We start from the raw sequence: 255 nt of genomic DNA, 5'->3' as shown, positions 1-255 counted from the left end.
CTGACCATCTCTGCCGCGTCGATCTCGTCGTGCTCGACGAGCTCGGCTACCTGCCGTTCGCGCAATCAGGCGGGCAGTTGCTGTTCCATCTGGTCAGCCGGCTGTACGAGCAGACCTCGATCCTGGTTACGACGAACCTGGCCTTTGGCGAATGGCCGAGCGTGTTCGGCGATGCCAAGATGACGACCGCGCTGCTCGATCGCCTGACGCATCACTGCGACATCGTCGAGACCGGCAACGACAGCTGGCGGTTCA

General features: G+C 62.7%; 1 protein-coding gene. It reads left to right on the top strand.

What is annotated here, in order from left to right:
* A partial coding sequence (locus AC1MIR_RS27880) for an ATP-binding protein (RefSeq protein WP_480031419.1) occupies nucleotides 1–255 on the top strand: 255 nt, incomplete at both ends.

Source organism: Falsiroseomonas sp. RANM36, from assembly GCF_056682175.1.
Note: the sequence above shows the minus strand (reverse complement) of the source record. Positions and strands in the feature narration are given on the sequence as shown.